This window comes from Kitasatospora sp. NPDC057518 (genome assembly GCF_042802075.1).
GTDB lineage: Bacteria > Actinomycetota > Actinomycetes > Streptomycetales > Streptomycetaceae > Kitasatospora.
In genome coordinates, this window is the sequence record NZ_JBHVEU010000118.1 from 1 (window position 1) to 20,722 (window position 20,722).

General features: G+C 74.6%; 12 protein-coding genes and 1 riboswitch. Of the genes, 10 read left to right on the forward strand and 2 right to left on the reverse strand.

Annotation, left to right across the window (positions count from 1 at the left end; all coding sequences use genetic code 11):
* From ACFU7Z_RS14945 to mfd, 3 genes are all read left to right on the forward strand, one after another.
* Window positions 1-1,066 (forward strand): SUKH-4 family immunity protein (locus tag ACFU7Z_RS14945; protein WP_380777766.1); only part of this gene is annotated, 1,066 nt, incomplete at its 5' end.
* Between the two features lie 265 nt (window positions 1,067-1,331).
* Window positions 1,332-2,696, forward strand: a complete 1,365-nt coding sequence (locus tag ACFU7Z_RS14950) for a hypothetical protein (RefSeq protein WP_074001292.1) — start codon at window positions 1,332-1,334, stop codon at window positions 2,694-2,696.
* 732 nt (window positions 2,697-3,428) lie between these two features.
* Window positions 3,429-7,058, forward strand: a complete 3,630-nt coding sequence (gene mfd / locus ACFU7Z_RS14955; protein WP_380777767.1) for a transcription-repair coupling factor — start codon at window positions 3,429-3,431, stop codon at window positions 7,056-7,058.
* A 121-nt stretch (window positions 7,059-7,179) separates the two neighbouring features.
* On the opposite strand, the gene ACFU7Z_RS14960 is transcribed toward mfd, so the two are convergent.
* Complete coding sequence (locus ACFU7Z_RS14960; protein WP_380777768.1) at window positions 7,180-7,770, reverse strand: DUF4352 domain-containing protein; 591 nt, start codon at window positions 7,768-7,770, stop codon at window positions 7,180-7,182.
* A gap of 244 nt (window positions 7,771-8,014) precedes the next feature.
* Between ACFU7Z_RS14960 and ACFU7Z_RS14965 the strand changes: the two genes are divergently transcribed.
* The 4 genes from ACFU7Z_RS14965 to ACFU7Z_RS14980 all read left to right on the forward strand — a co-directional run bounded on the left by ACFU7Z_RS14965 (window position 8,015) and on the right by ACFU7Z_RS14980 (window position 15,668).
* A complete protein-coding gene (locus ACFU7Z_RS14965) occupies window positions 8,015-10,180 on the forward strand; it encodes an N-6 DNA methylase (RefSeq protein ID WP_380777769.1) in 2,166 nt (721 codons plus the stop codon).
* A 305-nt stretch (window positions 10,181-10,485) separates the two neighbouring features.
* The gene (locus ACFU7Z_RS14970; RefSeq protein ID WP_380777770.1) at window positions 10,486-11,151 is read left to right on the forward strand and encodes a hypothetical protein; all 666 of its coding nucleotides are present in this window, start codon (window positions 10,486-10,488) and stop codon (window positions 11,149-11,151) included.
* Complete coding sequence (locus tag ACFU7Z_RS14975) at window positions 11,148-12,803, forward strand: protein kinase (RefSeq protein WP_380777771.1); 1,656 nt, start codon at window positions 11,148-11,150, stop codon at window positions 12,801-12,803. Before ACFU7Z_RS14970 ends, ACFU7Z_RS14975 begins: the two co-directional genes overlap by 4 nt.
* 1,821 nt (window positions 12,804-14,624) lie before the next feature.
* The gene (locus tag ACFU7Z_RS14980) at window positions 14,625-15,668 is read left to right on the forward strand and encodes a MazG family protein (protein WP_380777772.1); all 1,044 of its coding nucleotides are present in this window, start codon (window positions 14,625-14,627) and stop codon (window positions 15,666-15,668) included.
* A gap of 4 nt (window positions 15,669-15,672) precedes the next feature.
* Here ACFU7Z_RS14980 and ACFU7Z_RS14985 read toward each other — a convergent pair whose 3' ends face one another.
* Window positions 15,673-16,095 (reverse strand): SDR family NAD(P)-dependent oxidoreductase, encoded by a 423-nt coding sequence (locus ACFU7Z_RS14985; protein ID WP_049651970.1) that lies wholly within the window; start codon window positions 16,093-16,095, stop codon window positions 15,673-15,675.
* Window positions 16,096-16,383: 288 nt separating this feature from the next.
* Here ACFU7Z_RS14985 and ACFU7Z_RS14990 point away from each other — a divergent pair, with 288 nt between their 5' ends.
* The 3 genes from ACFU7Z_RS14990 to eno all read left to right on the forward strand — a co-directional run bounded on the left by ACFU7Z_RS14990 (window position 16,384) and on the right by eno (window position 20,664).
* Window positions 16,384-17,721 carry a cytochrome P450 gene (locus tag ACFU7Z_RS14990; protein ID WP_074001296.1) on the forward strand — a complete coding sequence of 446 codons (1,338 nt, stop codon included), beginning with the start codon at window positions 16,384-16,386 and terminating at the stop codon, window positions 17,719-17,721.
* 221 nt (window positions 17,722-17,942) lie between these two features.
* A riboswitch (cyclic di-AMP (ydaO/yuaA leader) is annotated at window positions 17,943-18,111 on the forward strand.
* A gap of 5 nt (window positions 18,112-18,116) precedes the next feature.
* On the forward strand, window positions 18,117-19,022 hold the full coding sequence (locus tag ACFU7Z_RS14995) for a transglycosylase family protein (protein ID WP_074001297.1): 906 nt from the start codon (window positions 18,117-18,119) through the stop codon (window positions 19,020-19,022).
* A 355-nt stretch (window positions 19,023-19,377) separates the two neighbouring features.
* The gene (gene eno / locus ACFU7Z_RS15000) at window positions 19,378-20,664 is read left to right on the forward strand and encodes a phosphopyruvate hydratase (RefSeq protein ID WP_049651968.1); all 1,287 of its coding nucleotides are present in this window, start codon (window positions 19,378-19,380) and stop codon (window positions 20,662-20,664) included.
* Window positions 20,665-20,722 lie beyond the last annotated feature (58 nt).

A 20,722-nucleotide genomic window follows, 5' to 3' on the forward strand; every position in this document is an offset into this window, starting at 1 on the left:
CGGCTACGGCTACCCGAACGCGCCCGGCGCCGCCGGGGTCGTCCCGCCGGCGGTGGTGCCCGGTTCGCCGCCGCCCGCGCCGGTGCCGCCGGGCGTGCCCGCGGTCGGCCCGGGGTACTTCGCCGCGCTCAGCTACCGGGGCCCGGACGGCTCGGAGCAGAAGCTGCTGCACCGCAGCGAGCCCGGCACCCCGCACCCGGAGTGGAAGATCCTCCAGGACCTGCGCCGGCTCAACGTGCCGCCGGAGCAGGTGCTGGAGCTCTACACCGAGCTGGAGTCCTGCGACCTGCCGGGCGGCTACTGCAACCGCATGATCGCCGCGTCCTGGCCGAACGTCCGGCTCACCCACACCGCCCCGTACGGCCGCGACCACGCGTCCCGGCAGGCCGGGATGGCCGAGCTGCTCGACCACCTGGACGAGCTGCACCAGCTGGCGTCCGGCGCCCAGCGGGTCCGCCCGTTCCGGGTGCCGCCGCCCGCGCCGGGGACGGTCCAGGCGCTGCCGCCGCTGCCGCCGCAGCAGCTCGCCCAGGAGACCGGGGCCGCCTTCGGGCAGAACCTGTTCCGCTACGAGCAGCGCGCCGTCTCCCGCCAGGGCGTGCCCGAGCCGGTGTCCCAGACCCTGATGTGGGCCGGGCTGCCGCGCGACTTCGGGCCGTTCTTCTGGGCGCAGGCGCAGGAGGGCCGTCCGATCCCGACGCTCGCCGAGCTGGCCGCCGAGCGCGGCCTCGCCGCGGGCCCGGACTTCGGCGGCTACCTGGTGCTGGGCAACGACTACGGCCGCCAGCTGTGCGTCCAGTACGGCACCGCGCACGTGGTGGCCGTGGACATCGATGGAACCGGCCAGCCGCCCCGGTTCGTCAACAGCGGTGTACCGGAGTTCGTCCGCTCGCTGGCCCTGCTGGGCCGGATGTGGCGGCTCCGGTACGGGCTGACGCCGGACCAGGCCGGTCGATGGACGACCGACTTCCAGGCCCAGCTCGCCGCGATCGACCCGGCGGCCCTGCAGAACGCGGACACGTGGTGGGCCGTGCTGCTGGAGCAGTTCTGGGACGGCCTGCTGTAGCGGGTCGTCGCTGATCCTCGCAGGTGGGAGGGGTCGTTCCGGTGTCCGGAACGACCCCTTCGGCATGCCGACGCAGCCGTGCCTCGTTGGGGTTTCGCCCGGATCTGCGCAAAATAGGTCAAGAGGATGGGTCTATTCGTCCGGTCCTCGACACATTCCGGTCCGTACGACGGCGGAATCCGGCCCCGGCCTCCGAACCGGTTCCGGATCCGTCCGTTCCGTCCGATCATGGGCTCCGCAGCCCGCGAAACGAGGGGAAGAGCCCATGAGCGACGCCGTCCCCCAGTACGGCTTCACCCAGGCCCGCCGTGGCTACGTGCCCGAGCAGGTCGACCGAGCCCTGGCCGCCCTCACCGCGCAGCGTGACGAGGCGTGGGAGCGGCTGAGCGTCCTGGGCGCAGGCATCCGGCAGATGGAGGCCCGACTGGCCGACATCCGCCGGACCGCCGAGGACGCTCCGGAGCCCGACTACCAGGTGCTCAGCGAGCAGGCCGCCGGACTGGCCGCGATGGCCGAGAACGAGGCGCGCGCCGTCCGGGAGAAGGCCGAGCGCTTCGCCGAGGACCTGCGGGACGAGGTCTACGAGGCCGGCCAGGCCGCCGACCGCGCCGCCAAGGAGTACGGCACCACGACCCGTACCGACGCCGACGCGGCCGCCCGCCGCACCGAGGAGCGGACCCGGGCCGAGGCCGAGGGCATCCGGTCCGACGCCGACCGGGAGAGCCGTTCCGCCCGGGACACCGCCACCGCCTACGCCGCCAAGGTGCGGGTGGCCGCCGCCGAGGCCAGCGAGCAGGCCGAGGCCGAGCTGGCCACCCGGCGCCGCAAGGCCGACGAGACCTTCGCCGCCGCCCAGGCCAAGGCCGACGCCGAGGACACCGAGGTCTCGGCGACCGCCGAGCGCCGGGTCAAGGAGGCGGAGCAGCAGCGGGAGACCGTGCTGAACCGGATCAAGCAGCTGGAGACGGACGCCCAGGCCAAGGCCGACCAGCTGATCGAGCAGGCCCGCCGGGAGGCCGAGAAGATCAACGCGGAGAGCGAGCGCGAGCAGCGCGAGTTCGACACCCGGCTGGACACGGTGCAGCAGCACCTGGACCACATCAAGGCCACGCTGGCCTCGCTCACCGGGGCGGCGGTCGGCCAGATCGAGCCCGAGGTGGCGGCCGCGGCCGCCGCGGCCGTCCAGGCCTCCGGCGCGGCCGCCACGACCCCCGCGCCGCGGGACGCCGTCGCGGACGCCGTCGTCGATGCCGCGCCGGTGGACTCGGAGGCGGACACCGGGGAGATCCCGGTGGCGAACCTGCGCAAGGCCCTGGCCCCCGCGGCTCCGGCCGGGGCCAAGGCCCCCGCCGCCCGGGAGGGGGCGGCGACCGTGCTGCGGACGCCGGTGGTCGGCAGCAGTGCCACCAGGGCCATCGGCGGGCCCGTGGCGACCGGCCCGGTGCCGCCGAAGCCGGCCGCGCCGCCCGCCGAGGAGACGGTCGGCGGGACCGCCGACGGGACGGCCGCGGTGGAGAAGGGCGTCGGGAAGCCGTCGGAGGACGAGACCCGGATCGTCCCGAAGATCATCATCGTGGACGACGGCAGCGACTACGCGACCCCGCACACGGTGAGCTACAACCGCCGCTGACCGGGCTCCAGACCGCGCGCCGCGAAGGCCCCGACCGCCCCCACCGGGCGGGCCGGGGCCTTCGTCGTGCCGGGGTGCCGGTCGTGCCGGGGCGGGGGCGGGGGCGGAACAGGGGGCCGGGTTCGGGATAGGACGGCGGCCGACGGGGTAGGCCCCGGGAACGAAAGAGGCCGAGACCCGTGGCGCCCTCCAGGAAAGGGCGCCACGGTTCCCGGCGCTTGGGCGGGCGCCCCCACCCAGGGCCGCCCGGCCTCGCACCTCCGACCCCCATCGGGGGTGCGACAGTGCCCCCACAGCCATCCCCCACGGTTGGGTGCGGCGGGCACGTTCACCATGGTGCGCGATCTCCATGGACGGCCAGTGACAGGAGTATGTCCAGTTCGTGGCGGATGGCCGTGCCCGGTTCGGTGCGGGTTCCGGTCGGTTCGTCCACCGGCCGGACCGGTGGTCCGTCCAGCCGTTCGTTCCCGGATGTGTTCCTGACAAAACTTGGGGGGCGGCCCGGGCGGGGGCCGACGCCCCGGGCCCCGGTACGGCCCCGGCGCGGTCCTGGCGTGGCCCCCGGTCCGGCTCGGGTCCGGCCCCGCCGGAGCCGTGGACCGCGTGCGTGTCCGCGCCGCGGCGTAGGCTGGAGACCCCCGGCCGCTCGGCGTGCCGGGCCGTTCGCGTTGCCCCGGCGGGCCTTCGCCGCCCCGGGACAGCACCAGCCACGGGACGAAGAAGAGACCCCAGATGAGTCTGACCGGACTGCTCGATGTCGTCGCGCGGGACGCGGCGCTCGCCGAGGCCATCGAGGCGGCCACCGCCACCGGAGCCGCGGCCGGCGGACGCCGCCACCTGGACCTGGTCGGGCCGCCCGCCGCCCGGCCGTTCGCCATCGCCGCGCTGGCCCGCGCGCTCGCCGGGCAGGCCGCCGGGGAACGGGGCCGTCTGGTGCTCGCCGTCACCGCGACCGGCCGGGAGGCCGAGGACCTCGCGGCCTCGCTGCGTTCGCTGCTGCCCGCCGACGCCGTCGCCGAGTTCCCGGCCTGGGAGACCCTGCCGCACGAACGGCTGTCGCCCCGCTCGGACACCGTCGGGCGCCGGCTGGCCGTGCTGCGCCGGATCGTGCACCCGAGGGCGGACGACCCGGCGGCCGGGCCGGTCCAGGTGATCGTCGCCCCGGTCCGCTCGGTGCTCCAGCCGCAGGTCAAGGGGCTGGCCGAGCTGGAGCCGGTGGCCGTCCGGCGCGGTGAGTCGTACGACCTGGAGGAGGTGGCCCGCCGGCTCTCCGCTGCCGCCTACGCGCGCGTCGAACTGGTCGAGAAGCGCGGCGAGTTCGCCGTCCGCGGCGGCATCCTGGACGTCTTCCCGCCGACCGAGGAGCACCCGCTGCGGGTGGAGTTCTGGGGCGACGAGGTCGAGGAGGTCCGGTACTTCAAGGTCGCCGACCAGCGCTCGCTGGAGATCGCCGAGCACGGCCTGTGGGCGCCGCCCTGCCGGGAGCTGCTGCTCACGGACGAGGTGCGGGCCCGGGCCGCCGAGCTGGCCGCCGAGCACCCCGGGCTGGCCGAGATCCTCGACCGGATCGCCGAGGGGATCGCGGTCGAGGGCATGGAGTCGCTGGCGCCGGTGCTGGTGGACGACATGGAGCTGCTGCTGGACGTGCTGCCGCTCGGCTCCGTCACGGTGGTCTGCGACCCGGAGCGCGTCCGCACCCGGGCCGCCGACCTGGTCGCGACCAGCCAGGAGTTCCTGCACGCGTCCTGGGTCGCGGCCGCGGCGGGCGGGGACCGGCCGATCGACCTGGAGGCCATCGACGTCTCCGCCGCCTCGCTGCGCTCGCTCGCCGAGGTGCGCGAGCACGCCACCGAGATCGGACTGCCCTGGTGGTCGGTCAGCCCGTTCGCGACCAGCGAGTCGACCGTCGACGGCATCCTGGAGTTCGACGCCAACACGCTGACCCTCGGCATGCACGCCGTCGAGGCCTACCGGGGCGACACCGCCCGGGCGATCGCCGACGCCAAGGAGCGGCTGGCCGCCGACTGGCGGGTCGTCATGGTGACCGAGGGCCACGGCCCGGCCTCCCGGCTCGCCGAGGTGCTGGGCAACGAGGGCATCCCGGCCCGCCTGGTCGCCGACCTCGCCGAGGCGCCCACCCGGGACGTCGTCCACGTCTCCTGCGGCTCGATCGAGCACGGCTTCGTCGACGAGGACCTGAAGCTCACGGTCATCACCGAGACCGACCTGTCCGGTCAGAAGTCCTCCACCAAGGACATGCGCCGGATGCCCTCGCGCCGCCGCAACGCGATCGACCCGCTGGCGCTGGTGGCCGGCGACTACGTCGTCCACGAGGCGCACGGCGTCGGCAAGTACGTCGAGATGGTGCAGCGCACCGTCCAGGGTGCCACCCGCGAGTACCTGGTGCTGGAGTACGCCCCGGCCAAGCGCGGCCACCCCGGCGACCGGCTGTTCGTGCCGACCGACCAGCTCGACCAGGTCACCAAGTACGTCGGCGGCGAGGCCCCGACGCTGCACCGGCTCGGCGGCGCGGACTGGGCGAAGACCAAGCAGCGGGCCAAGAAGGCGGTCAAGGAGATCGCCGCCGACCTGATCAAGCTGTACTCGGCCCGGATGGCCGCCCCCGGCCACACCTTCGGCCCGGACACCCCGTGGCAGCGCGAGCTGGAGGACGCCTTCCCGTACGCGGAGACGCCCGACCAGCTGACCACCATCGCCGAGGTCAAGTCCGACATGGAGAAGTCCGTCCCGATGGACCGGCTGATCTGCGGCGACGTCGGCTACGGCAAGACCGAGATCGCGGTGCGGGCCGCGTTCAAGGCCGTGCAGGACGGCAAGCAGGTGGCGGTGCTGGTGCCGACCACGCTGCTGGTGCAGCAGCACTTCTCGACCTTCGCCGAGCGCTACGCCAACTTCCCGGTGACGGTGAAGGCGCTGTCCCGCTTCCAGACCGACAGCGAGGCCAAGGCCGTCCTGGAGGGGCTGTTCGAGGGCTCGGTGGACGTCGTCATCGGCACCCACCGGCTGTTCTCCTCCGAGACCAGGTTCAAGGACCTCGGCCTGGTCATCGTGGACGAGGAGCAGCGCTTCGGCGTCGAGCACAAGGAGCAGCTGAAGAAGCTGCGCGCCAACGTGGACGTGCTCACCATGTCCGCGACCCCGATCCCGCGCACCCTGGAGATGGCGGTCACCGGCATCCGCGAGATGTCCACCATCACCACCCCGCCGGAGGAGCGGCACCCGGTGCTGACCTTCGTCGGGCCGTACGACGAGAAGCAGATCTCGGCCGCGATCCGGCGTGAACTCCTGCGCGAGGGCCAGGTGTTCTACATCCACAACCGGGTGGAGTCGATCGACAAGGCGGCCGCCCGGCTGAAGGACCTGGTGCCCGAGGCGCGGATCGCCACCGCGCACGGGCAGATGGGGGAGACCCAGCTGGAGAAGGTCGTCGTCGACTTCTGGGAGAAGGAGTTCGACGTCCTGGTGTCGACCACGATCGTGGAGTCCGGCATCGACATCTCCAACGCCAACACCCTGATCGTGGAGCGCGGCGACACCTTCGGCCTCTCCCAGCTGCACCAGCTGCGCGGCCGGGTCGGCCGAGGCCGCGAGCGCGGCTACGCGTACATGCTGTACCCGCCGGAGAAGCCGCTCACCGAGACCGCGCACGAGCGGCTGGCCACCATCGCCCAGCACACCGAGATGGGCGCGGGCATGTACGTCGCGATGAAGGACCTGGAGATCCGCGGCGCGGGCAACCTGCTCGGCGGCGAGCAGTCCGGGCACATCGCGGGCGTCGGCTTCGACCTCTACATGCGGATGGTCGGCGAGGCGGTGGCGGAGTTCCGCGAGTCGCTGGCCGGCGGCGGGGAGGCGGAGGAGGAGCCGCTGGAGGTGAAGATCGAGCTGCCGGTCGACGCCCACGTGCCGCACGACTACGCGCCCGGCGAGCGGCTGCGGCTGCAGGCGTACCGCTCGATCGCCGCGGTCAACTCGGAGGAGGACATCCAGCAGGTCCGGGACGAGCTGGTGGACCGCTACGGCAAGCTGCCCGAGCCGGTGGAGAACCTGCTGCTGGTCGCGGCGCTGCGGCTGTACGCCCGGCGGTGCGGGATCTCGGACATCACCCTCCAGGGCTCCAACGTGCGCTTCGGGCCGGTGGAGCTGCGGGAGTCCCAGCAGCTGCGGCTGAACCGGCTCTACCCGCGCAGCCAGGTGAAGGCGGCGGCCCAGCAGCTGCTGGTGCCGCGCCCGAGCACCGGGCGGATCGGCGGCAAGCCGCTGGTCGGGCGGGAGCTGCTGGGCTGGTGCAGCGAGTTCCTGTCGGCGATGTTCGACGACCTGGCGGGGGCGAAGAAGTAGCGTCCGCCCCTCGGGTGGTCCACGGCGGTCTCGGGCTCTGCCCGGGGCCGCCGTTTTGTGTCTGTCCGCCTGCCTGTCCGTCCGCCTGAGCGGGGCGGGGCTGCGGCTGTGAACAGGGCTGTCAGCCGATCTTCCACTGGCCGGTCTGCGGGGCGAAGCCGCTGTCCAGGCCGAACTGGGCCTTGTCGAGCTTGACGTCCTTCGGGACCTCGAAGGTGACGAAGCCGAGGGCGCTCTCGCCGGGGGCGATGGTGGCCGGGACCTGGAAGCTCGGGCCGGCCTTGGTGTCGGCGACCGTGGTGCCGAAGGCCTGGCCCTGGGCGTCCAGCACCTTGGCGCCGTTGCCCGGGGCGTCGCTGTAGGCCTTCTTGCCGCTGGCCTTGATCCGGAACTGGACCGCGACGAAGCGTTTGCCGTCGGCCGGGTGGACGTACTCGTTGTCGGCCTCGGCGTTGTCGACCACCTTCACCAGCGTCACCTCGGCGGTATCGGCCGGGTCGTTGCCCTTGAGCGGGATGGTGTCGCCGACCTGCGCCACCTTGGGGGCGTCGGCCGGCTTGCCGCCGCCGGCGGGCGCGCTCGCGGCGGCGCTCTGCTTGGGCTCGGTGGCGACGGACGGGCCGCCGGTGGAGTTGCACGCCGTCGCGGTGAGCGTGATCAGGGCGGCGCCCAGCAGCAGGGAGGCGGTGCGGCGGCGGGGGGTCGCGGACATGGGTGTTCTCCCGGTGATCGGTGGTCTTCCTGGCGCCGCCCCCGTTCGGTGGCGACGGAGAGATCACACCACTCGGGCGTGAACCATGTCAATTCGATTTCACAAAAGGGCTCTGTTCACATGTGAACTGGGATCGAGGGGCCCGTCGCTATGCTGTGCGGTCACAGCCCCGAGCCGCCCACCCCCGGCCCGGCGCCCAGCCCCCGCCCGCAGTGCGGTCGCAGCCCCCACCGAAGGAGCCCCCGTGCCGGACCGTCCCGAAGTGACCGCCGCCGAGATCGCCCGGCTGGCCGGCGTCGGCCGGGCCGCGGTCAGCAACTGGCGCCGCCGCCACCCCGACTTCCCGCGCCCGGTCGGCGGCACCGACGCCAGCCCGGCCTTCGCGCTCGCCGAGGTCGAGTCCTGGCTGCGCGCCCAGGGCAAGATCGCCGAACTCCCGCTGCTGGAGCGGGTCTGGCAGCTCGTCGACACCCTCCGCGACCCGGCCGGCCACCCCGCCGCCCCGCTGGTCGAGGCGGGCGCCCTGCTCCTGCTGCTGCACCGCGAGCCCGGACAGTGGGCCGAACTCGCCGACCGGCCCGACACCCGGCTCGCCCTCGCACTGCCCCGGGCCGTCGCCGGCACCGCCGTGCACGCCTTCGGCCCGGACGGCGCCCGCACCCTCGGCCTCCCCGGCCTGCTCGGCAGCACCCAGCTGGACCTCGCCCGGCTGCTCGCCGAACTCGCCGCCCAGGCCGGCCCGGTCGGCGCGTACGAGCAGCTGCTCACCCGGTACGCCGAGGCCAACACCCGCCAGCTCAGCCCCACCCCGCCGGAGGCCGCCGAGCTGCTCGCCGCCGTCGCCGGCGTCCCCGCCACCGTGCTCGACCCGGCCGTCGGCCTCGGCTCCGTCCTGCTCGCCCACCCGCCGACCACCGGCCGCTACGGCCAGGACGCCGACCCGGTCGCCGCCGCCCTCGCCCGGCTCCGGATCGCCCTGCACACCCCCGCCGACGAGCCCGGCCCGCTGCCGCTCGACCTGCGGGCCGGCGACGCCCTGCGCGCCGACGGCTTCCCCGGCGACACCTTCGAGGCGGTGCTCTGCCAGCCCCCGTACAACGAGCGCGACTGGGGCCACGACGAGCTGCAGTACGACACCCGCTGGCCCGGCGGGCTCGTCCCGCCGCGCGGCGAGTCCGAACTCGCCTGGGTGCTGCACTGCCTCGCCCACACCCGCCCCGGCGGCCTCGCCGCGCTGCTGCTCCCGCCGACCGTCGCCGCCCGCCGGGCCGGCCGCCGCATCCGGGCCGAACTGCTCCGCTCCGGCGCGCTGCGGGCCGTCATCGCGCTGCCGGCCGGCGCCGCCCCGCCGTACGGCGTCCCGCTGCACCTGTGGGTGCTGCGCGCGCCCCTGCCGGGGAGCGACTTCCGCCAGGTGCTGATGCTGGACGCCGGGGCGTCGGCCTCCGGCCCGGCACCTACCGGACCGGGCGGGGCCGCCGGGGCGCAGGCCGCCGAGGGGGGCCGGGACAAGGTCGACTGGACCGGGCTGCGCCGCACCGTCCTGGACGCCTGGCGCGGCTTCGACCTCGCCGCGCGCGAGGGCCTGCCCGTCCCCGCCGACCGCCCCGGCGTCCACCGGGTGATGGCCGCCATCGACCTGCTCGACGACGAGACCGACCTCTCCCCGGCCCGGCACGTCCCGCCCGCCGCCCCGCTCGGCGGCGCGGCCGAACTCTCCCACCTCGGCGGCCGGCTCGCCGAACTGCTGGCCGACCTGCCCGACCCGGTCACGCTGCTGCCGCGGCCGGGCGCCGCGACCGACGGCGCGTCCGGTGCCGCGCCCGTCGGGGTGGTCACCATCGGCGAGCTGGTCCGCGGCGGCGCGCTGGAGGTGTACTCCTCCGGCACCGGCGCCGCCACCCGGCCGGCCGGTTCGGGCGGCACCCCCGTCGTCACCGACCAGGACCTCGCCACCGGAGCCGCCCCCAGCGCCGTCCTCGCCACCGGCCCCGGCCCGGCCGGGGACGTCCGTACCCGCCCCGGCGACGTCCTGGTCCCCGCCCTCGGCGGCGGCACCGCCCGGGTCGTCCCCGCCGAGGGCCCGCTGGTCGGCGCCGCCCTCGGCCGCCAACTCCACCTCCTGCGGCCCGACCCCGCCGCCCTGGACCCCGAGTTCCTGGCCGGCCAGTTCCGCTCCACCGCCGGCACCCGACGCGCCGCCAGCCACGCCACCACCACCGCCCGCCTCGACATCCGCCGCGTCGAACTGCCCCGCCTCCCCCTCCCCGCCCAGCACCGCCTCGGCACCGCCTTCGCCCGCCTCGCCGCCTTCGACGCCGCCCTCACCCAGGCCGCCGCCCTCGGCCGCGGCCTCACCCGGGCCGCCACCGACGCCCTGGCGACCGGCGCCCTGGCGCCGCCGGAGTAGGGCACATCTCCCAGCGGTGCACGCACCCCGAGGCGGCGTGCGGCTCCGGCGTGGACGACCGGTCCCGCCCCGGGGCCCGTCCTCGGGTCGGCGTCGCGCCCCGCTCCGGTGGGCGGCGGTGTCCCCAGGTGGGGCGGGGTCCGTTCCGGAGGTGACCACGGCTCAGTACCGGCGCGGTACCGGCGTGATACCGATGCGGCAGCAGGCGGACGGAAGCCCTCCGGGGCGACCGGGCCTGGCGGTACGGTGGGCGCAGCCGTTCGCACCGTCCGTCGGTGCCGGTCCTCACCAGCTCAGGAGCGCGCATGTCAGGGCAGTACCCCGGGCAGTTCGGACCGCCGCCCGGCGGAACGCCGTACGGGCCGGGGCCGGGGCCGGGGTACGCGCCGGGCACGGTGCCGGGCGGACTGCCGGGTGGGCTGCCCCGGCCGGTGGCGGTGGCCGGACAGGCTCCGGTACCCGGGCGGTTCGGGGTGGTCGCGCGGGTGCTCTGCGCGCTGGCCCCGCTGCTCACCTTCGGCCTGCTCGGGGCCATCCCCTCGCTGCTGCTGGCGGTCCGGCGCCGGCGGGCGTACGACATCCTCGGCGCTGCGGTGTTCTGCGCGCTGCTGCTCACCATGATCGTCTCCGCCGGGATCGCGGGCACCCTGAAGAACCCGGCCGCCGACACCACCGGCTCGATCACCCTGGCCGTGCTCTGGCTCCTGCCGACGGCGCACTTCCTGGTGATGGACAGCCGCGCGGTCTGGCTGGCCGGGCGGCCGGCGCCGCAGGCCGTACCGCCGGGCGTGCCGCTGGCCGTTTCGCCGTACGCGGTGCCCGACGTATCGCCGTACGCGGCGACCGTACCGGGGTACGGCGTGCCCGCTCCCGCCGCCCAGGGTCCGGTGGCCCCGGCCCCCGAGACCTCTCACGACCTGCGCGAGCTGGGCGAGTTGCTGCGCCGCCAGGCCCGCGAGGACCGGCCGTGACCGCCACCCGGCTGATCGCCGGCCGTTACCGGCTCACCGAGAAGATCGGCCACGGCGGCATGGGCCAGGTCTGGGCCGGCCAGGACGAACGGCTGTACCGTCCGGTCGCGGTCAAGCTGCTCCGCCCCGAGCACCTGGTCCCCGGCGGGACCGGCTCCGGCGGCGAACGGGCCCGCCACGGTGACGAGTTGCGCCGCCGCTTCCTGCGCGAGTGCCGGGTCACGGCCGCGCTCGACCACCCCGGGCTGGTCACCGTCTTCGACGCGGGCGAGGACGAGGGCGAGCTCTACCTCGTCATGCAGCGCATCCCCGGCGTCAGCCTGGCCGACCTCATCGCCGAGGACGCGCCCTTCCCGATCGAGCGCGCGGCGGCCGTCGCCGCGCAGCTGTGCACCGCGCTGGCCGCCGTCCACGCCATCCCGGTGGTCCACCGCGACCTCAAGCCGAGCAACGTCATGGTCCGCGAGGACGGCCGCACCGTCCTGCTCGACCTCGGAATCGCCACCGCCCTCGACACCGAGACCACCCGGCTCACCCTCACCGGCGTGCCCGTCGGCAGCCCCTCCTACATGGCCCCCGAACAGGCCCTCGCCGCCACCACCGACCCGCGCAGCGACCTCTACGCGCTCGGCTGCCTGCTGCACGAGATGCTGGCCGGGGAGGAGCCGTTCCGGGCTCCCACCGCGCTCGGCGTCCTGCGCCGGCACGTCGACGAACCGCCCGTCCCGCTGCGGGAGTTGCGCCCCGAGGTGCCGCAGCCGCTGGAACAGCTGGTGCTCGACCTGCTCGCCAAGCAGCCCGCCGACCGCCCGGCCGACGCCCGGACCGTCTATGCGCGGCTGCTTCCGCTGCTGCCCCCGGCCGACGGCGCCCCGCAACCCCGCTACACCCCGCTGCCGGACCCGGCCCGGCCCTTCCGCTACCCGCACCAGCCGCAGCCGCCGGCCGAGGCTGCCGCGCCGGTTGCCCCGGCCGCCCCGCCGTCGGTGGTCCGCTCCGAGCCACGACCCTTCCTCATCCCGCCCGCGCCTTCGACCCCTCCGACCCCACCCCCGGTTCCCGCGGGCCCGGACCTCGGCGCCGAGTGCGCCCGGCTCTCCGACCTGGTCGACGCCGGCCGCCACACCGAGGTACTAGGCTTCGCCGCCCGCCTGCTGCCCCGGGCCGAGGCCGAACTCGGCGACGCCGCGCCCCTGGTGCGCACCATCCGCAGCATCTACGCCCGCACCCTCCTGCACGAGGGCCACCCCCAGCAGGCCCTCCCCGAGTACCGCCGCCTCGCCGCCACCGCCGACGGCGGCCCGCACGGCCCCCAGGGCCTCGACCACCGCTACCGCGCCGCGATCTGCCTCGACCGGCTCGGCCACGGCCCCGAAGCCCTCGCCGAGTACCAGGCCCTCCTCACCGCCCACACCGCCCGGCTCGAATCCGGCCTCGACACCGACCCCGAGCGCGGCTACGACCTCCGCGAACGCATCGGCCTCCACCTCGCCGCCACCGGAGACCCCCAGAACGCCTGGCAATGGCTCCTCCCCCTCCTCCTCGAACGCGAACGCCGCGACGGCCCCCACCACCCCACCGTCCGCCGCCTCCGCCAATCCCTCTCCACCCTCACCCCCACCGCCACCCCCTGGCCCCCACCCCGCCCCTGAGGCGGTGGCTCGTCGGGCGGGCCGTGTGGGAGGAGACCGCTTCGCCCTCACCCCCACCGCCACCTCCTGGCTCCCATCCCGCCGAGGCGGTGGCTCGTCGGGCGGGCCGTGGGGTGGGGACCGCTTCACCCTCACTTTCACCGCCGCTTCCTGGACCGCGCCCCGTCTCTGAGGGGGCGCGGCGTCGGGTGGGCTGTGGGGAGGGGACTGCTTCGTCCTCACTCTCACCGCCACTCCCCGGCCCCCACCCCGCCGCTGAGCGAGCGGGGCATCGGGCAGGCAAGGGGAGGAGACCGCGCCACCCTCACCCCGACCGCCACCCCTGGCTCCCGCCCCGCCACTGAGGGAGCGGCTCGTCAGGTGGGCCGTGGAGAGGCGACCGTTCCACCCTCACCCTCACCGCCGCCCCCTGGCTCCCATCCCGCCGCTGAGAGGGCGGGGTGTCGGGCGGGCTGTGGGGAGGGGACCGCTTCACCCGTACTCTCACCGCCGCCCCTGGCACCCGCCGCTGAGCGAGCGGGGCATCGGGCAGGCAAGGGGAGGGGACCGCCGTGGTCGGTGCCGGACGACCTGTGGGGCAGGACCGAGCCGCCGCTGCCGGTGCGGCAGCGGCGGCTCCATGGATCCGGCCGCCCGCCGTTGGACGACCGGAGCCGTCTGCCGCAGGAGTGCGGCTTCGGGACTGGCACGCACTGGGACGGGGGAGCGGCCGCCTCAGCTGCCGTCGACCGGGCAGCACCGTGCCGTGACGTGGACCGGTCGCGGGCGGCGATCGACGGCTCGCATCTGACGGCCCGCAACGGGAGCGGGTCCGGTCGGCCGTGCCGCGCCGTGCCGTGCGGGGCTCGGAGCGGCATGCGGCGGCTGGTGGTCAGGAGCGTCATGCCGACCGGCGGCTCGCATCGTTGGGTTCGTCGCGATGGCCCGCACGGGGGTCGGGTCCGGTCGGCTGCACCGGTTCGAATCCGGAGCGCCGTGTGACGGTTGGCGGCCGGGGCGTGCCGTCGGCTGTCATGCCGGGAGGTGGCTCCGCGCTGTTGGGGCCGTCACGGTGACTGCAAGGCGGCTGAGTCCGTCGGCTGCGCCGGGCCGGGTTCGAGGCGCCGTGTGACGGCAGGTGGCTGGCGCATGCTGTCGGCTGTCACGCCAGCCGGCGGCAAGCGCCACGACAGCACCTGGCGCCTGCCCCTCCTGGGCGCCGTCGTCCGTCGCCGGTTGCGGCTCTGGCTCACTGGCCGCCGGACGACCGTGTGGATGTGGTGTTTCCCTGGGCGGGCGCCGCTCGGCGCGGGGCGGGGGTGCGGGCGTGGGAAGTCGGCGGGGTCGACTTCCTGTGCTTGTACGGGCGTGGTGGGGGACGGCAGGAGGGGCAGGGGAGGCCAGCGGGGCGGCGGCTTCCCGCGCTGCCCTGGACGGCGTCCGTCGTGGCTGGTTGCGGCTCTGGCTCACTGGCCGCCGGACGACCGTGTGGGTGTGGTGTTTCCCTGGGCGGCGCCTCCCGGCGCGGGGTGGGGGTGCGGGGGTGGGGAGTCGGCGGGGTCGACTTCCTGCGCTCATGCGGGCGTAGTGGGGGTCTCGGGGTTGGCGGTCCGGCCGGGGGCTGAGGAGCCGGGGCCAGGGGTGCGGGAGTGGGAAGTCGGCTGGGTCGACTTCCTGTGCTCGCGTGTGTGCGTGGGGGCCTCGGGGATGGTGGTCTGGCCGGTGCGGGGGAGTGGGAAGTCGGCCGGGTCGACTTCCCGTGCTCGTGCGGGCGGGGTGGGGACAGCGGGGTGGTGGCTTCCCGGTCCGGCCCGGGGTGGGGTACGGGGGTAGGTTCGGGGGGTGACGACGAATGCTGTGCCGACGGAGACTCCGGGCGCGAAGTTGATCCTGCTGACCACCACCCACCGGGTGGCTCCCGGCCTGCTGGCGTGGCCGGCGTGGGAGGCGTTGCGGTCGGCGGGGCGGGTGCTGGTGGGGGACGAGGGGCATCCGCAGGTGGCGGCGGTGCGGCAGGCCGGGGTGGTCGTGGAGGCGGTGCCGGCCGGGTCGGCGCCCGCGTTGGCGCGGCTGCTGACGGGGCAGCCCGCGGGGGCCGGGCCGACGGTGTGGCTGGGCAGCCCGGACGGGGACCCGGGGCTGACCGACGCGCTGGCGCGGCTGGCGGTGGAGCACGCCGGCGAGGTGCCGGAGATCGAGGTGCTGCCCGGCTCGTACGACCTGCCGGGGTCGCGGCTGCTGGACCTGGTGACGGTGATGGACCGGCTGCGCTCCCCGGGCGGTTGCCCCTGGGACGCCGAGCAGACGCACGAGAGCCTGGTGAAGTACCTGGTCGAGGAGGCGTACGAGCTGGTCGAGGCGATCGAGGCGGGGGACCGGGAGACGCTGCGCGAGGAGCTGGGCGACGTCCTGTTCCAGGTGTTCTTCCACTCCCGGATCGCCGAGGACCACCCGACGGAGCCGTTCACCGTCGACGACGTGGCCGGGGACATCGTCGAGAAGCTGATGTACCGGCACCCGCACGTGTTCGGGAACGTGGAGGTCGAGGGCGTCACCGAGGCGGAGGCGAACTGGGAGCAGCTGAAGGCGGCCGAGAAGGCGGACCGCGAGTCGGTGCTGGACGGCGTGCCGGCCGGGCTGCCCTCGCTGGCGTACGCGGCGAAGCTGGTGTCGCGGGTGCGCCGGGCGGGTTTCACGGGGGTGCCGGACGAGGCGTACGGGCTGCCGGCCGAGCTGACGGCTGATTCGGCGGGCCGGCTGCTGCTCGCGGTGGTGCAGCGGGCGCACGACGCGGGGGTGGACGTGGACGCCGCGCTGCGGTCGGCCGCGCGCGGTTACCGGGACGCGGTGCGCTCGGCCGAGGGCCTCGGTCCGGTCGGGGAGTAGGCGCTCAGGCCGCCGTGGCGGTGCGCTCGGGGCGCCGCTGCGGCGGGACGAGTTCGCCGATGGCCTCGCCGACGAGGAGGACGAGTTCGGCGAGCCGCTCCAGGTCGAGGTGGTCGGGCAGGTCCGCCAGCGAGATGATCCGCTCGCCGTCGGGGCCGGCCACGGCGAACAGGTCGATCGGCCCGAGGTGCTTCTCGGCGGTGTCCACGAGGGCGGCGACGTCGCTGGGGCGGCGGATGTCGCCGCAGACGCCGACGACGGGGCAGCCCGGCCGGTCGAGTTCGGCGGCGAGGTCCTCGGCGATGCCGGCGTACTGGTCGGCGATGAGCATTCCGGCGGTGCCGGCGGCGGCGAACCGGCGGGCGAGGCCCGCGCCCGACCCGCCGTCGAGGACCGCGATGACGACGACTGACCCGCTGACCCGCATGGTCTGCTCCTCCCTGTGGGCGACACCGCACCGGCGCCCACGCGTACTGCGGAGGATCGTAGGCACGTCCTGACCCTCCGCAACAGGGATTACCCCTCAGGTGACCAGGCTCACGCCCGCCCCGCGGCCAAGAGTCGGCCAAGAGCTGTCCACGGAACGGCCACGGACCGGCCACGGAGTGTTGGCGCGCCCGACGCGTCCGGTCGCGGAAGCGCGGCGGAGGAGTGGCGGGGAAGCGGCGCCCCGCCGGAGGGAGGGCGGGCCCGTCGCACCGGATACGGTCGGTCCATGCCAGCTCAGCCCGTCCCCGCCCGGCCCGCCGCCCCGTCGTCCGACGCCCCCGCCCCGCAGCTGTTCACCTGGGAGTTCGCCGCCGACCCGTACCCCGCCTACGCCTGGTTGCGCGAGCACTCCCCGGTGCACCGCACCACCCTGCCGAGCGGGGTGGAGGCCTGGCTGGTGACCAGGTACGCGGACGCCCGGCAGGCGCTCGCGGACAGCCGGCTGTCGAAGAACCCGGCGCACCACAGCGGGCAGGCGCACCGCACCGGCCGGGTGGGCATCCCGGGGGAGCGGCAGGCGGACCTGATGACCCACCTGCTGAACATCGACCCGCCGGACCACACCCGGTTGCGCCGGCTGGTGTCGAAGGCGTTCACCCCGCGCCGGGTGGCCGAGTTCGAGCCGCGGGTGCAGCAGCTCACCGACCGGTTGATCGACGGCTTCGCGCAGCGCGGTTCGGCGGACCTGATCCACGAGTTCGCCTTCCCGCTCCCCATCTACGCGATCTGCGACATGCTCGGGGTGCCGGCCGAGGACCAGGACGACTTCCGCGACTGGGCCGGGATGATGATCCGCCACGGCGGGGGCCAACGCGGCGGCGTGGGGCGGGCGGTGAAGCGGATGCGGGCGTACCTGCTGGAGCTGATCCACCGCAAGCGGGCGGACCTCGGGGACGACCTGATCTCGGGCCTGATCCGGGCCGGCGACCACGGTGAGCACCTGACCGAGAACGAGGCCGCGGCGATGGCCTTCATCCTCCTGTTCGCGGGTTTCGAGACCACCGTGAACCTGATCGGCAACGGCACCTACGCGCTGCTGCGCAATCCGGAGCAGCGCCGGCTGCTGCAGGAGTCGGTGGTGCGCGGGGAGAGCGCGCTGCTGGAGACCGGGATCGAGGAACTCCTGCGCTACGACGGGCCGGTGGAGCTGGCGACCTGGCGGTTCGCGACCCGTCCGCTGACCATCGGCGGGGTGGACATCCCGGTCGGCGACCCGGTGCTGGTGGTGCTGGCCGCGGCGGACCGCGACCCGGCCCGGTTCGCGGCGGAGAACACCCTGGACCTGGCCCGGAAGGACAACCCCCACCTGGGCTTCGGGCACGGCATCCACTACTGCATCGGCGCTCCGCTGGCGCGGCTCGAAGGGCGTGCCGCGCTGGCCACGCTGCTTTCCCGGCTGCCCGATCTGCGGCTCGCGGAAAGCCCGGAGAATCTGCGCTGGCGGGGTGGTCTGATCATGCGTGGCCTGCGCGAACTCCCGGTGGAATTCAGTCCGGAGAGCCGTTCCCCGCACGCCCCTCCGCACCCCGTTCCGGATGCCTCTTCGACGCCTCCGACCTGCTGAGATCACGCTGACGGGAGGTCGCCGATCGCCCGCCGACGGGGGTGTGAACACCCATCAATCCGGACATAACGCCGCTGTTGGTAGGCGATCGGACACGGGCCGTAATTGTTGTGTGATATCGGTGATATGAGCTTGTGATTGGTCTGATGATCTGTCTACTCTCCCTGGAGTTCGCAGCTGCGGACCTCGTACGCGGAACGCCGAATCCTGCCCGCCGCGTCACGGGAAACCGACCAGAACCCTGGGCAGGGGCGGGGGAACCAGGTTTGTTGCCGTCTCCCCACGGCTTGGGGTGAAGCCGCCCGAGCGGAATCGTTTCCGCGTACGGCGGCCGGGCCACCTCCCGGTCCGAACCCGACAGCTCACCTCGCAGGCGTACGGAGAGGGACCTCTTCATGCTGTTCGTTGGAACTGGCCGTCACCGTCGTCGCACCCAGGCCGAGAAGGCCATCGCCGTCGCCGGTGTGGCCGGCGTCGGACTCGCGATGCCGCTCCTCACCGCCACCGGCGCCTCCGCCGCCCCGGCCTCCACCTGGGACTCCGTCGCCCAGTGCGAGAGCGGCGGCAACTGGAGCATCAACACCGGCAACGGCTTCTACGGCGGCCTCCAGTTCACGTCCAGCACCTGGAAGGCGTACGGCGGCACCGCCTACGCGGCGCAGGCCAACCAGGCCAGCAAGGCCCAGCAGATCTCGGTCGCCGAGAAGGTGCTGGCCTCGCAGGGTCCGGGCGCCTGGCCGGTCTGCTCCCAGAAGGCCGGTCTGACCAAGGGCGGTGCCCCGGCCTCGGTCGACACCTCCTCGGACGCCAAGCCGCAGTCCGCCCCCAAGCAGCAGGCCCCGAAGCCCGCCGCCAAGCCCGCCGAGAAGCCGGTCGCGCAGAAGCCCGCCGCCCAGAAGCCGGCCCAGAAGCCCGCCGCGCAGCCGGTCCAGCAGGTCGCCCCGCAGCAGCAGGCGCAGCCGCAGACCCCGGGCTTCTCCGGCAAGGCCGGCTGGGACGCCGACGCCAAGGTGTACTGGTACCAGAACAACGGTGGCTGGTACTGGACCAGCCACCAGAGCGTCTACCAGCAGTACGCCGGCCAGGCCGCCGCCCAGCCGCAGTACGCCCCGCGCGCCGCGCAGCAGGCCCCGCAGGCCGCCGGCCACGACTACACCGTCCGTGCCGGTGACACCCTGTCGACCATCGCCGCCGCCCAGGGCGTGTCCGGCGGCTGGAGCGCGCTGTACGAGCAGAACCACTCCACCGTCGGCGGCGACCCGAACCTGATCATGCCCGGCCAGGTCCTGCACCTCGGCTGAGCCGCCCCGCCCGACGCCGGGAGTGCCCGCGGCCGGCAGCACCCCGAGACCGGGGTGCCCGCCGGGGGCGCCCGCCACCGCGCCGGAGCGCTCGGCGCCGACGCCGCTCCACCCCGCCGTCCGAAGGGGGCCGGTCCTACCGGTCCCCTTCGTCCGCATTCGCCCGCTCCGGTGGGACAAGCTGGGACAAGCAGGTGAACTACCGGTGGGTAGCAGGGCCACACGGTGAGACGGGACCGAGGCCGACGCGGCCACGGCAGCCCGGGCGGTTAGGCTCTGGTCGTAACGACTCCGCAATCGTCCTGCTGGCAGCACCACCGTCAGACCGGACCCTGCTCTCGCAAGGAGATGCCTCGTGCCGTCCATCGATGTCGTCGTAGCCCGTGAGATCCTCGACTCCCGCGGCAACCCCACGGTCGAGGTCGAGGTCGGCCTCGACGACGGCAGCACGGGTCGTGCCGCTGTCCCGTCGGGTGCCTCCACCGGTGCCTTCGAGGCGCTGGAGCTGCGCGACGGCGACAAGAACCGCTACTTCGGCAAGGGCGTCGAGAAGGCCGTCCTGGCCGTCATCGAGCAGATCGGCCCGGAGCTGGTCGGCTACGACGCCACCGAGCAGCGCCTGATCGACCAGGCCATGCTGGACCTGGACGCCACCCCGGACAAGTCCTCGCTCGGCGCCAACGCCATCCTGGGCGTCTCGCTGGCCGTCGCGCACGCCGCCTCCGAGGCCAGCGACCTGCCGCTGTTCCGCTACCTGGGCGGCCCGAACGCGCACGTCCTGCCGGTCCCGATGATGAACATCCTCAACGGCGGGTCGCACGCGGACTCCAACGTCGACATCCAGGAGTTCATGATCGCCCCGATCGGCGCGGAGTCCTTCTCCGAGGCCGTCCGCTGGGGCGTCGAGGTCTACCACACGCTCAAGGGCGTGCTGAAGGAGCGCGGCCTGTCCACCGGTCTGGGCGACGAGGGCGGCTTCGCCCCGAACCTGGACTCCAACCGCGAGGCCCTGGACCTCATCGTCGAGGCCATCGAGAAGGCCGGCTACGTGCCCGGCCGTGACGTCGCGCTGGCCCTGGACGTCGCCTCCTCCGAGTTCTACGAGGACGGCGCCTACCGGTTCGAGGGCAAGGACCTCACCGCCGCCGAGCTCATCGAGTACTACGCCGAGCTGGTCGCCGCCTACCCGCTGGTCTCCATCGAGGACCCGCTGGACGAGTCGGACTGGGCCGGCTGGAAGGCCATGACCGACAAGCTGGGCGACAAGGTCCAGCTGGTCGGCGACGACCTGTTCGTCACCAACCCGGCCCGTCTGGCCCGCGGCATCGAGACCGGCACCGCCAACGCGCTGCTGGTGAAGGTGAACCAGATCGGTTCGCTGACCGAGACCCTGGACGCCGTCGAGCTGGCCCAGCGCAACGGCTACCGCTGCATGATGTCGCACCGCTCCGGCGAGACCGAGGACGTCACCATCGCCGACCTGGCCGTCGCCACCAACTGCGGCCAGATCAAGACCGGTGCCCCGGCCCGCTCCGAGCGCGTCGCCAAGTACAACCAGCTGCTGCGCATCGAGGAGATCCTCGACGACGCCGCCGAGTACGCCGGCCGCGGCGCCTTCCCGCGCTTCCGCCACGAGGGCTGAGCGCTCCCGGTAGCGCACGCCTGACCGGTGCCCCGCCGTTCACCCCGTAGGGTGGACG